General features: G+C 44.6%; 13 protein-coding genes and 1 other annotated feature. Of the genes, 5 read left to right on the top strand and 8 right to left on the bottom strand.

Annotated features, from left to right (window positions below; genetic code table 11):
- Window positions 1-292 precede the first annotated feature (292 nt).
- Window positions 293-805, top strand: a complete 513-nt coding sequence (locus BLW54_RS15040) for a DUF2243 domain-containing protein (RefSeq protein ID WP_051744200.1) — start codon at window positions 293-295, stop codon at window positions 803-805.
- Window positions 798-1592: a cytochrome c oxidase assembly protein gene (locus BLW54_RS15045; protein ID WP_439330201.1), complete on the top strand. Its 795-nt coding sequence runs from the start codon at window positions 798-800 to the stop codon at window positions 1590-1592. Before BLW54_RS15040 ends, BLW54_RS15045 begins: the two co-directional genes overlap by 8 nt.
- Before the next feature lie 121 nt (window positions 1593-1713).
- On the opposite strand, the gene BLW54_RS15050 is transcribed toward BLW54_RS15045, so the two are convergent.
- Together BLW54_RS15050 and tyrS are read right to left on the bottom strand one after the other, a co-directional pair.
- Window positions 1714-2376, bottom strand: a complete 663-nt coding sequence (locus tag BLW54_RS15050) for a nucleotidyltransferase domain-containing protein (RefSeq protein ID WP_083391549.1) — start codon at window positions 2374-2376, stop codon at window positions 1714-1716.
- Entirely contained in the window at window positions 2376-3617 is a 1242-nt protein-coding gene (tyrS, locus tag BLW54_RS15055) for a tyrosine--tRNA ligase (protein ID WP_074735565.1), read from the bottom strand. The genes BLW54_RS15050 and tyrS overlap by 1 nt, the downstream gene beginning before the upstream one ends.
- A gap of 89 nt (window positions 3618-3706) precedes the next feature.
- Window positions 3707-3932 (bottom strand) — a binding site (T-box leader).
- Window positions 3933-4059: 127 nt separating this feature from the next.
- On the opposite strand from tyrS, the gene BLW54_RS15060 reads away from it, so the two are divergent.
- Window positions 4060-4962: an NAD(P)-dependent oxidoreductase gene (locus BLW54_RS15060; RefSeq protein ID WP_262365319.1), complete on the top strand. Its 903-nt coding sequence runs from the start codon at window positions 4060-4062 to the stop codon at window positions 4960-4962.
- Between the two features lie 94 nt (window positions 4963-5056).
- On the opposite strand, the gene BLW54_RS15065 is transcribed toward BLW54_RS15060, so the two are convergent.
- Both BLW54_RS15065 and BLW54_RS15070 read right to left on the bottom strand, forming a co-directional pair.
- A complete protein-coding gene (locus BLW54_RS15065) occupies window positions 5057-5665 on the bottom strand; it encodes a YdeI/OmpD-associated family protein (RefSeq protein ID WP_392387191.1) in 609 nt (202 codons plus the stop codon).
- Window positions 5666-5802: 137 nt separating this feature from the next.
- Window positions 5803-6426 (bottom strand): YgaN family protein, encoded by a 624-nt coding sequence (locus tag BLW54_RS15070; protein ID WP_074735567.1) that lies wholly within the window; start codon window positions 6424-6426, stop codon window positions 5803-5805.
- A 175-nt stretch (window positions 6427-6601) separates the two neighbouring features.
- Here BLW54_RS15070 and tgl point away from each other — a divergent pair, with 175 nt between their 5' ends.
- A complete protein-coding gene (gene tgl / locus BLW54_RS15075) occupies window positions 6602-7447 on the top strand; it encodes a spore coat transglutaminase TGL (RefSeq protein WP_035510482.1) in 846 nt (281 codons plus the stop codon).
- A 116-nt stretch (window positions 7448-7563) separates the two neighbouring features.
- On the top strand, window positions 7564-7779 hold the full coding sequence (locus BLW54_RS21005) for a YjcZ family sporulation protein (protein ID WP_074735569.1): 216 nt from the start codon (window positions 7564-7566) through the stop codon (window positions 7777-7779).
- Between the two features lie 430 nt (window positions 7780-8209).
- Here BLW54_RS21005 and BLW54_RS15090 read toward each other — a convergent pair whose 3' ends face one another.
- From BLW54_RS15090 to BLW54_RS15105, 4 genes are read right to left on the bottom strand one after another with little or no spacing between them, the layout of a single operon-like run.
- A complete protein-coding gene (locus BLW54_RS15090; protein ID WP_074735571.1) occupies window positions 8210-9430 on the bottom strand; it encodes an aspartate kinase in 1221 nt (406 codons plus the stop codon).
- 23 nt (window positions 9431-9453) lie between these two features.
- Window positions 9454-11265, bottom strand: coding sequence for an IucA/IucC family protein (locus BLW54_RS15095; protein ID WP_035510477.1), 1812 nt, complete (start codon window positions 11263-11265; stop codon window positions 9454-9456).
- Window positions 11266-11288: 23 nt separating this feature from the next.
- Entirely contained in the window at window positions 11289-12614 is a 1326-nt protein-coding gene (locus BLW54_RS15100) for a lysine N(6)-hydroxylase/L-ornithine N(5)-oxygenase family protein (RefSeq protein WP_074735573.1), read from the bottom strand.
- On the bottom strand, window positions 12595-13137 hold the full coding sequence (locus BLW54_RS15105; RefSeq protein WP_035510857.1) for a GNAT family N-acetyltransferase: 543 nt from the start codon (window positions 13135-13137) through the stop codon (window positions 12595-12597). The genes BLW54_RS15100 and BLW54_RS15105 overlap by 20 nt, the downstream gene beginning before the upstream one ends.
- Window positions 13138-13142 lie beyond the last annotated feature (5 nt).

The raw sequence follows: 13142 nt of genomic DNA on the forward strand, positions 1-13142 counted from the left end.
CTTTTTACTTCCCTCCCAAGCTCCCCTTTTCCTGCCAGCCCCTTAAAAGAGCTAGCGATGACAAAAGGAAACAGACACTTCTATAAAAAGAAAGCAAAAAATCCCATACGTACCCCTTTCACGGCCTCTCAAAAAAACACCACAAACACGCCCCCGCCACTACCCAACGATACAACAGAATATTCTTCCCCTATAGAATGCCATGTGTATACCAATGGTCATCAGGTTTGTGAGTGAAAATAGATGGGTACAATAGAGGAAGGATGAAGAACAAAGATGGGAGGAGGATAAGATGGCTTCAGATACGACTTCACCTAAAAGGGAACCCAAACATAAAAATCGTTCCCTGTATGTAAAGCGTAACTTTTGGTCTGGCATCCTCTTTGGAATGGGACTCGCTGCGTTCGTTGATGAAACGGTTTTTCATCAGTTACTCCGTTGGCATCACTTTTATGACAAATCAACCACAGATATTGGACTGATTTCTGATGGATTTTTTCATGCCTTTAGCTGGTTTGCCACCGTCGGAGGATTATTTCTGCTTGCTGATGTCCGTCGTCGAAACGGTTTATGGCTGACAAGATGGTGGGGCGGTGTTTTACTCGGAGCAGGAGGCTTCCAATTATACGATGGGATCATCCAACATAAACTCATGCGCCTTCACCAAATACGCTATGTGGAGGATGTCCTTAAATATGATCTCGTGTGGAATATGCTTGCCGTAATTATGATCGGGGCTGGTCTGTTCCTGCTATATCACACAAGGCGTCGACCAAAGAAGGAGGAGCCTGTCCATGGTGGCTGACCATCAAATAGAGCATAACAGCCGTCTTCTCATCGATATAGCCCTCGCCGTTCCATTTGTGACAGCAGTAGTTTTATATATAGGAGCCGCAATCGTTTCCAGTCGTTACCCCCACCTTCGAAAATGGCCGCTGCACCGAACGATTTTCTGGATCCTCGGCATCTTTCTTGCCGCTATATCCGTGATTGGACCTTTAGCCGAGCAAGCGCACAAGGATTTCACAGCCCATATGACCAGTCATTTGTTGTTAGGGATGACAGCTCCACTTCTGCTTGTTTTGGCTGCACCGATGACACTACTTCTGCGGACACTTCAAACAACCTCAGCACGGCGTGTTTCCCGATATTTAAAAAGTCGGTGGGTCCGCTTTTTCAGTCACCCTATTGTGGCTTCCATTCTAAATATCGGCGGGCTATGGATCCTTTATACGACAGATGTATACACAGCCATGCACCAGTCTGTACTTATTTATATCGTCGTCCACGTCCATATTTTCTTAGCCGGTTATCTCTTCACCATGTCAATGATTTACGTAGACCCAATCGCCCACCGGTTTGGTTATGCCTATCGATCTATCATTCTTGTGATTGCCTTAGCTGGCCATGGCATTTTAGCCAAGTCCATCTATGCGGCACCACCCCCAGGGGTTCCTGCAGAAAAAGCGGAAGCAGGCGGAATGCTTATGTATTATGGAGGCGATGCTGTTGACCTTATCATCATCTTCCTCCTTTGTTTGCACTGGTACAGAGCTACAGCACCTAGAAAAATGACGCTGGCCACCGAATGAGTGGCTTACTTTTTTACATGCCCGTTTTTAGATGGAAGGAGGAGGAAGTCGTTTCACGGCTTCCTCCTTCTTCTTCCTATGTTTGTGTTTCTATTCATCTATTAGGAGAAAACCCTTCCCCTTATAGTTTTTGTAAATGATCGATCCAGGCATCCAACCGTCTTCGATCTCCTGGACCCTCAAGGAGTTTATCGTACTTCCGGTGCCCTTCTTTATCATAATTCTTTAACCACTGAATCGACTTCTTCGGACCTAGGTACCACTGCCCTTTCATTTCAAAATAAATTTCCAGGCTTTCTTTTACCAGCCAATGAAATCGGTAGCGCCCCTCCATATCTCCTTTTCTCGAGCGTACTTTCATCTTAATCAGCCAATCTTTCAAAAATTGCTTCTCTTTAGCTGTTAATTGCGGAGGACCTTCTAGGAAAACAGCTTCAATTCGGCTTAAAAATGACTGGGCTTCTCCCTTCTCATCTAATAGGGGTGTCCCCTCATGGACTTTTAAAAACTTCTCTGCATCCTCCATTTCCTGACTCTCATGAATCCAGAGATCCAGGAGTCTTCCATTAAATGTCTCCACTTTATTCTGGCTTTCTCCCCCATCTGCAAAACCGATCACATCTACATCACTCTCATCTGTGAAGTCACCGGTCTGGTAAGAACCATACAATAGAATTGTGTGACATTGGTAGGTTTCCTGTAAGTGCTTCGTTAAATTAGCTAAAAATATATGGCGCTCCATCATCGCACCTCTCTTTTTACCAGGATGGAGATGTACCCCCATTAATGGCACCCCACTTTCAAGCGGACGAATTTTCTTTTTCCCACTTGCAAGACGAGTCCATCTGTTACCTGAATTTGAAAATGAGGGTCTTCCACTTTTTCCTGATTTATCCGGACTCCTCCATTTTTGACCATCCGCCGGACTTCCCCTTTCGATGGTAAGAGGCCAAGCTCTTTGACAAGATCAGCAATTGCCACTTCTTCCTGTTGCGGCCAGATGACTTCAGGGATATCTTCCGGCATTTGATTCTTTTGAAAAACGCTTCTGAATTGCTCCTGGCTTTGAATGGCGGCCTTTTTTCCATGCAGCATTTCAACAAAAGAAAACGCGAGCTTCATTTTGGCGTCGCGTGGATGAAGTGTCCCTTCCTCAAGATCTCTTCCTATCTTCTCTACCTCATCCATTCGTAACTGTCTAAAATACTTCATGAGCAACGCATCCGGAATCGACATCGTCTTACCGAAAATATCTTGTGGACTCTCGTCTACCCCAATGTAGTTGTTCTTCGACTTCGACATCTTTTCAACTCCGTCAAGCCCTTCAATGAGCGGCATCAGCAGGACCACCTGTTTTTCCCTGCCATATTGCTCCTGGATCTGACGACCAAATAATACATTAAATTCCTGGTCTGTCCCCCCAAGTTCGATATCCGAAGCTAAAGCATAAGAATCATACCCTTGCATCACCGGGTAAAAAAATTCATGAAGGTAAATCGGCTTATTGGCTTCATAACGGTTGTGAAAATCATTCCGTTCCAGCATCCGCGCGACCGTCACTGTACTAGCAAGCTTTAATATCTCCGAGAAACCCACGGAAGAAAGCCATTGCGAATTATAGTGAAGCTCAACCTTTTCCATGTCCATCACTTTACCAAATTGATCGAAGTACGTTTGGGCATTATCTTTCACTTCTTGATCTGTTAATGCAGTTCGAGTCACTGTCTTTCCGGTCGGATCGCCTATTTTCCCTGTGAAATCCCCAATGATCAACTGGATGATGTGACCAAAATCTTGAAACTGTTTCAGTTTATTTAACACAACCGTGTGACCAAGGTGAACATCAGGCGCCGTAGGATCCAGCCCAAGCTTTACCTTCAACGGTTGATGATGGAGAATCGACTTCGCGATTTTCTCCTTGAATTCTTCGTCTGGAATTATGGAGGACACGCCGTAAGATAAAACCTCCCACTGTTTATTCCATTCTCTCTTTTGTTGATCGTTCAACTGATCTCTGATTTTCATCCTTTCGTCCTCCCATTCTCAGATTATTAAAAAAAGAGAGAGTCTCTTTTAGATCCCTCTCCATGAAGACATAAAAAAGACACATCCCATCATGGGACGTGTCTTCTACACGCGTTACCACCCAAGTTGAGGATATGGACACATATCCTCCGCTCAAAAAGATAACGGGTTCACCGTCTTTTACTAATCACCATTGCTTTCGTAAAAGAAGCTCCAGAAGGTAATTCATCAAAGGATTTGTATCGACTCCCACCATCCGCCGACTCTCTGAACACAGGGATCCTTTCACTACTGCATTTCTATCATTGCCGTGTTTATTAAAGTTAACGTTATGTTACGCGCAAAGGCAAAAGTTGTCAACATTTTTTTCGAAACATTCAATCAATGTAAAAAAGAGGTTTCAAACCACTTGCTCACGACGATATGATAGGATGGTAGGCAAATACATAGGAGGAGAGGATACCGGATGAAGCGTGAAAAAATAGGTTTTGTCGGCACAGGCGTCATGGGGAAAAGTATGGCTCGCCACTTAATGGATGCAGGGTACACATTGAATGTATTTACACGAACAAAGGAAAAAGCGGTTGAACTGTTAGATCAGGGAGCGAACTGGAAGGATTCCATTGCAGCCTTAGCAAAGGATTCTGACATCATCATTACCATCGTCGGCTATCCTAGTGATGTGGAAAGCATTTATTTCGGTGAACATGGCCTTTTGGAAAATGCCAAACCAGGCAGCTATGTTATTGATATGACCACATCTTCCCCGCTGCTCGCTCAGGACATACACAAACAAGCCAAAGAAAAAGGCATCCATGCCCTTGATGCACCTGTTTCCGGTGGAGATGTCGGTGCACAAAAGGCCGCACTCACCATCATGGCCGGAGGAGACACGGAATCTTTCCAAGCGATCCAGCCTGTTTTTGAGATTATGGGACAGAACATTGTTTTACAAGGAGAAGCCGGTGCTGGCCAGCATACCAAAATGTGCAATCAAATTGCCATTGCTTCTGGGATGCTTGGAGTCACAGAAGCCATTTTATACGCAGAGAAAGCCGGCCTTGACCCTGAAACCGTGCTCAAAAGCATCGAATTTGGAGCTGCCGGCAGCTGGTCATTATCAAACTTGGGACCACGGATGATCAGGGGGGATTTCGCGCCCGGATTTTATGTCAAACACTTTATTAAAGATATGAAAATTGCCATAGAATCTGCCGAGCAAATGGAACTCCCAGTACCAGGATTGAAACTTGCTAAAGAATTGTATGACAAACTTAATGAAGCAGAAGGCGGGAATGATGGCACACAGGCCCTGCTTAAATACTACAGAATTATGATGGCCTGAGGGGTTGATAAAAGCACGTACATACTTGATGTACGTGCTTTTTATTAGAATACGTGCCCTGAGGCTGAACAAGGTAGCAGGGCCGGGGGGAAATTCATTCATCCTGTAACCCTTTACCATCGAGAATATGCTGCCTGTACTTTTCAATTCTGGACTCTCGTGTCTTTGTTTGCTTAGCTTTCGTAAAATAAAGAATATAGGCTCTTTGGCGCCCCGGTGTCAAAGCTTCAAAAGCTGTTTTCAGTTCAGGGGATGCTTCGAATTTAAATTGAAGTTCATCCGGAATTTCGACTGTCTTTTTAAACTCTGCTTCCAAACCCGCTTTTTCCACTTCGATTGCTTCCTCAACATACTCTTTGAGAGCCTTTTCCCTTTCCATTATTTCTTGGATCTGAGTAAACCGAATCTGCCGCCTTACCTGAACATTCTCCGTTTGCTGGATAAGAAGACGATGGGGATCCCGCATTAAGACACCTTTAAAAAACAAAAGGGCACAGTATTCCTTAAATCCATGGATTAACACGACATTTTTCCCTTGAAATGTATAACAAGGAACGCCCCACTTCAGTTCTTCGGTCAGTTCACTGTCTAGCATAATTTGTCTCAGTTTCTTGAACTCTTTCTGCCATTTTTCGGCTTTTCTTAAAAACTCGTCAACTTTAGGATTCTTCATATGATTGCCCCCTCGTCTTTTTAGACTCATTCTTCCCTTTCATAGTCAAGAATACTAAACAGCAAAGAATCTCGCCATCCATCTTTGATGAACAACTCAATATTTCGAGGGGCACCAGTGGCAAAGATCCGATGAAGTTTACGATGATCAACTACAAACAGTTCCTTCTATAAACCCGTACCATCTTTCCATTCCACTTTAAAAACCACCGCATATTCCGCGTTTGCCACTGATTTCGGTAAAGTGGTCAAATCCTCATTCGCTTCCACTGAAAAAGTATGTTGGCTCGTCCCAACCAAGTAAGACAAATAAATAGGTTCCCCTTTGGTTACCGTCATGTTTTCATCTAAATGCTCAAAATGAAAACGATCGATTTGTTCAGGCACTGTTGTGGATCCTTTCGCATTTCCATTAGGGGAACCAACCATAAGATTCACCGTGTCTTTCTCCATCTGAAGACCAAACGAGTGCAGTTCATGATGATAACTCTTTTGCTGACCAGGTTCAGAAGCAGAAACTAGTTCCCTTTTCTGCTTCCCCTCTTTAAACGTGACAATAGAAGATATTAGTCCTTCTCCTTCATTCAGCTCGCCCTCCACCGTGTAAAAGGTATGGTAACCTCCCCCCATTTGGGTAATTATACTTTTTTCACGTTGGGAAAGTTCCGCAGGTTTAATTGTCACCGAGGATGCTGAATCCCCTTTTTCCTTTTGTTTCGTCTCACCACTTCCCTCATATGTACAAGCAGTTAAAAGGAACATAGCACCAATAAGCGTCATCCACCATTTCATCGAATCCCACCTTCTTCTTTCAGAAAATTTTCTAACCATTGGTACAACCTGAAAACTTCTCCTCTATCATAGCTCGCCTATGCCCGTCGCGTATTGATCTAACATCATCCCTCCCATTCTTGAATACCTTTAGTACAAATACATGGATGTACTTTTGGTAAAAGGAGGAACCGTAATGATCCAAGTATCTGGGAGACCGTATCAACCAGCAGATTCATGGAAAACGAATAAGATTGAAAATGTGATCATTGAATCCTTACAGAAAGTTCAGGACATTTATCCTTTTTCTTCCGAGCAGGAACTTTTATTTGAAATCAAAGCCAGAAGAAATATTATCGAAAGTGCGAAAGAAATGAATGATGGGGAATCAACCTTTGCTACCTTCAGGAAGGCCCGATGCAACGAGGAATATTGGAATTTAACCAGGGCCGGGGGATTTCTTTTGAGGCTTCAAGTACGGCCAGCAGATGCGATTCTAGATATTTTTAAAAACAGCGCTCTCTATCGATTCGAATGTGCCACCGCCTGTGTCATCAATTTTTATCATGGACTCTTACAGACAATGGGGAACGACTCTTTTAACACCCTTTTTCCCAACCTTTATCTATATAGTTGGCACGCTGATGATGACTTAGGGTTGCAATCCTCATTTAAAAACCATTATATTCCCGGGGATGTGGTCTACTTCAATAACCCTGACGTAAACCCGCAAACGCCATGGTTTAGAGGAGTCAATGCCATAGCGATGGGGGATAATCAATTTTTTGGTCATGGATTCAGTATCAGGACTGAAGAAAAGATGATTGCAGCACTAAATACAAAAAGAAAACCTGAGCAGCCACAATCCGCCTATTTGACAAGCCTAATCACCAAACCTTCCTTCAACCGATTAGCTCGATTCTCCACCATCTCAGGAGGCCGGACCATCCATAAAACCACTCCATTCCTTGTCCACCATAACAAGACTTCTGTATCTTACAGGCACTATTGGTATGAGCTAAGTTATAAGCGGAGGCATTGAATCGCCTGTTTTGTGTATACGGGACACGTACCCATTTTTAAGGTTGACGGGCTCAACTTTGGGTTAGGCGAGTACTATATAGTGACGAATACACCAAACGAAAGGAAGATTCTGAAATGGAAAATATCAATTCTCCGTATTCCATGGGGGCTAACGTGAATGCGCCTTATATGGGTGCAAACATAAATGCTCCGTATATGGGGGCCAACGTCCCACACATGATGCCCACGGCTCCTATGTATAAATGTCCTCCTCGAAGAGACAATTTCATTTTGATTATCGTGTTGTTTATCTTATTAATCATTGTCGGCTGCAGCATTCCTAAGTGGTAAATGGATCCTAACACCTTCGAAAAGTTTTCTTAGATCGGTTAAAACATGCGCCCCCATTGGATCGACCCTTTGAACAACGTACAGCATTCTCTTTTCACTAAAAAACATACCAGCGCCCTTTTTTGGGGGGGCTGGTTTTTTGTAAAAACAAGAGTAGTTTTCAATTGTCCTATAAAGTTCATGAACCATCCTGGTCTTCACGCTACCCTCACGATAGTGGAACTATAAGACAAGCCCTTTATATATCAAATTTTACAGTTATTGGATTGCTTTGTCGCCACCGGATAAAATAAAAGTCTTCCCTTTTTCCGATAAAAAAACGACCGGCTCCAAATCCGGTCGTTTTCCTATGTGTACGCTACGAATAAGAGCAAAAGAAACGTGCCAAGAGCTGGCGGAATCGCTCAGATTCCCATCGCTCGCTTTCCCTTTATACCCCATAGGCCTCTTGAAGTTCATTAGGCTGTTGAACATCATGGCCGAAAAACGCGTCATACATCGACTGTGCGGCATCTACCACCTGATCTTCTGATACGGATACACTCCATACTGACGGATAACCATCGATGGCCACGGCTTCTCCCCAGTACAGGGAGTCCTCCATCAAGGAACCCTGTCTTCTTTTTTCTTCAGGATTCCTAAAAACCATATGAACGGCTGCCCTTCCAGACGTATGCTGAATTGTATGAATGCCAAACCTCTCCTTGTTTTTGTTCAACCAGGTTAAGGTCTGATCCAAATCCTTATCCTTTATCATCAGACCAGGTTCCCCGTTCCCCGATCGGATCATTCTCCTCCATAAACCCATCGAATCGGTCATTTCGGAGAACAGATGTCCTTTTACCATTTTACCCGTCAAGTAAAGGTACGAAAGTTCTTTTTGAATAGTAAGCCCGACAAGAGAAGATGTGGAGCTTCCTCGCGAAGGATCAACCAGCGTTCCTTCCAGGTCGGAAAAACTTGAACGTACCACAAGGGGAACTTGATGTTCCTTTGCATGAGCAACGGCTCGGGGATGCACAACAGCTGCTCCCATTTCAGCCATCGTAAGCAGGTTGTCATAATCGATGGCCGTGTGTTTTTTCGTTCCCGTAATATAGCGTGGATCAGCAGAATAAACACCGTCCACATCCGTAAAAATATCGCAGCGTTCGGCCTTTAACTCTGCAGCCAGAGCCGCGGCTGTCGTATCCGATCCTCCCCGACCGAGGGTGCAGATCTCCTGGTTCCCTGCACAACCTTGGAACCCAGCCACGACGACAATCTTTCCTGCATCTAATTGCTGTTGAATCCTCTCCGTATGAATCGCTGTAATTTTGGCATTTCCGTAGACATATTCCGTTTCAATGCCGCACTGGGCGCCTGTCATTGCGATGGCCTCCGCCCCTTTTTCCTTGAGGGCGAGCGCCATAAGGGCACTTGACATTTGTTCACCGGTGGATAACAACAAATCCATTTCTCTCCCATTTGTACAGGAAGAGACTTCTCCAGACAGCTGCACAAGTCGATTGGTAGCATCACCCATGGCCGAAACAACGATGACCAGCTGGGTTCCTTTCTCCTGTTCGCGAATAATTCGATCAGCTATTCTGTTGATCCGATCGGTAGTCTGTAACGAAGTGCCGCCAAATTTTTGTACGATTACAGCCAAGGTTCATCCCTCTTTTCGTCTGGTTATTCATGGGTCTGTTTCTTAAATGCCGCCAGAGCATTCGTTACCCTGCCAAATTCTGATGCGTGCGGACGGTCATCCCCATCGGCATATCCATAATCGACCATGCGATTGCGGTTCAGGCAGAGCTTCGTCATTTCTGGTTTAAAGAAATCAAACAGTTCAAACCTCTCTTCCAATTCAGGAAATCTCGCCTGATAATGATGAATCGATTCGGCAAGCAGTTCCCAAAACTTCTCCTCTGTAACTAAGTGATGATTCTCCAAGATGTGACTTAAATAGCGGAGATGGCATACAAAGAGCCCGGTAAAGATGAATTGAGTCAAACCTTCCGGCGGTTCCGTACGCAAGACAGTTTTCATTTCTTCTGATAAAAGGTCCAGTTCAGGAAACGGCTGGTCTGTGACATTCACATCATCCACGAAGTCTTTAATCGCAAGTCTATGCGGCTGGTTCTCTTTCAACACAAGAATGGTGTTCTGCCCGTGCGGGGAAAAAACGGTGCCATATTGATAGAGATAGTGCAGCAGCGGATCCATCACCACTTGATAAAATTTCTTCATCCATTCCTCCGGTTCGAGCTGGGAGGCATCCATCAGAGATTGAACGAAAGGGGTCCCGTTATGATCTTCATGCAGGAGAGCGGCAAGTGTGATGGCCTGCTCCCCTTCCTCCAAATAGGTGTAAATGCTTTCCCGCCAGATGGCTCCTAACATTTCAAGGTATTGATAGGGGGCATCTTTCACGGAAGAATAGTGAGGCTGATCCACGTTGATGCTGGCATTCTCCCCTGGTAAAATCACTCGGCACTCATGCTTTAAAAAATCGTCCTGGTCATACATACCTTTAATCAGTTCCGTTACTTTCGGTGCAATGACTGTCCGCTCCGAAGGCAGACCACGATAAACCAGTGTATTTAATATACTCATCGGCAGTTTCACATGATGCTTCTCTGTTGAATGTGTGTTTACAAACGTCCGAATCGACTGCTGAGGAAGGTAAGAGTCCTCTCCATCTCCCACAGCGATGATCTCTTTTCTCGCAATTTCATTCGGGAAGTTTTGGATCAACTGATTCTTCCACTGCCATTCATGGACAGGAAGGAAGTAATAGTTTTCAGCGTTCCCCCCCTGTGTCTCAACTTCTTTGGCAAAGCGTTTTCTTTCCTCCTCACTTAATTCCTGCTCGATCAATTGTTCATAGCTGAGATTTTCGATAGAGTGAAAGCTTGCCAAATGTTTGTGGACCGCTATCCAAGACAGTCGGACTTCTCTCTGCTGCTCTGGAGCAAACTTCAGGTAATCATCATAGCCGAAGCCAATCCGTCCCTTGTTATAGGTAATCCATGGATGTCCCTTCATAAATCCTTCAAGCTCAGCATAGTCGGTCGTCAAAAGCTCCTCGGAAGTTCGATCTGTCTTTTGCATCAAGTGGATGTCGGCAATCAATGTAGCATGGATCTCTTTGATCAAATGTCCGGTTGTTTCTGCCGACATGCCTATCATTTCCTTTAAATCGACAAGCAGTTCCACCGCACTCTCAGCCTCTTTTTCTACCCCCTGCTCGATTTTTTTTATCGATTCCTTCTTGACCTCAAAACTATCAAATAGATATTTCTTCGCCTCAAACTGGTAGGACTTATGGTTAGGGACGATCAGTTCATACGTCTCTATCTTTCCATTCGTGTGCAGGACTTTCGGGTTGATCATATCTTCATACATATACTCAGCTAACATTTTTGCGATCAGCTTTTGATTGACTTCCTTCCAATCTGCCGGATTCAATTGTTCATGAATTTCGTTTTGGAATAACATGTCTACCCCTTCTTTCTTCTTTATTAATAGAGTGTGACCGGCTGTTTTTTCGTACCGAATGTTTGAAATACGTGTTGCTCCTGGATAGGATAAACCTCACGATGAGCGATTTGATTAATAATGACAGCATTCCGGTATGCCCCCAACCCAAGATCTGGTGCTCCGACTCCGTGGGTATGGAGTTCTCCATTTTGGATGAAAATGTTTCCAGATGTCTGTAAACGGGTCTCCAAGTCATAGCCTTTATTTATGACAAACCGGCCATGGTCATCCCAGATGATGGATTCTTCCATTTCCTCAAAAAAACGAGGCACTCGTGCTTGGTAACCGGTTCCCAAAATGACAACGTCTGCGTCAAACGCAATCGGATCCTCGGAGATTTTCTGAAAACCGTTCAGTCTCCAGCTATTTCCCTGTCGTTTGATTTCCGTTACTTCCGTCATCGCCTGAAGATGAATGGCTGGATCGACGTTACCGACCGTTCGCTCATACATATGGTCATAAATTTCTGCTATCGTTTCTGTGCTGATCCCTTTGTAGAGAAGACCCTGATTATTCAGGAGTTGATCTTTTTTCCACTGGGGAAGCTCATAGAAAAAGTCGATATAGTCTGGTGAAAAGTACTCCAGCCCAAGTTTGGAATATTCCATTGGAAAAAACCCTTGGGATCTCGTGTACCACTGCAAGGATCCACCCTTGTCCTCCTGGTGCTTCGCTACATCTAACATCACTTCCGCTGCACTCTGACCTGAGCCGATGACTGCGACCGATTGTTCGAGGTTGATGGCTGATTTTCTAGCTAAATATTCAGATGTATGAAAAACCGTTTCCCCAAGCGCCTCCTGAAAGGCTTCAGGCACCCGAGGCTCCGTGCCGATCCCCATTACAATATGTTTAGCCGTATATGTAGACTCACGGCCGGTGGCCTGATCTACCGCTGTCACTTGATAAAGAATATCCCCCTCTATTGGAGCTGTGGTGACTTTGGTCACCTCGCTCCCAAATTGGCAGGAGTCTAAACGGTTACTGACCCAACGGCAATAATGGTTGTATTCCTTCCTTGGAATATGAAATTTTTCAAGAAAATAAAAGTGATAGAGTCGTTGATGCTGCTGCAAATAATGCAGAAAACTATGCTCACTTCTTACATCAGCCATACTGACAAGATCCGCGAAAAAAGGGACTTGAAGGGTAGTCCCTTCAATCAACATATCAGGATGCCAGTTAAACTCCTCTTCTTTTTCTAAAAACAGGGCCGAGACATCCTCCAACGGATCAAGCAATGCGGCCATCCCTAAATTAAACGGCCCGACACCAATCCCAATGACATCATATACCTGCTGCTTCATCCTTCCACCTCATTTCAAAATCTTCTCGTTTACAAAACATAAGCAAGGCCTCTTTATCCGGGAGCGTAACCGGAGCGACCGGCGTAAATCCGCATTGTTCAAAAATATGAATCATTTTTTCATTACGGATATCCGGCTCTGCCACCACCTTCGTTGTGGGGGCATGCTGGAACTGGAACCGCACCATCGCTCTTAGAAGAGGTAGGGCGTACCCAGCCCCTAGAAAATCTTTTTCCCCAATCAGTAGGTGCACGCCCTGATCCTCTGCCTCCGCTGTATAGAACTTTTCAAGTACATCCCCTTGAACCCAGTAGGATTCCCAGTAACTCATCACTTCGTCGTCTATCATGCCAAGATAAAGGGTTTGATGAGTATCTGCGAGCGCCTTTTGGAAGTGGTCTTTAAAGCGACCGAATGAAATATTTAAATTCCAAAACGGATACACATGCTCTTCATTCATCCATTTATGGACAAGTTCTACATCCTTAGAAGTAGCTTCACGAAACCCAATCGCGCGCTGAATGGTTT

This window comes from Halobacillus karajensis (assembly GCF_900108515.1).
Lineage (GTDB): Bacteria > Bacillota > Bacilli > Bacillales > Halobacillaceae > Halobacillus > Halobacillus karajensis.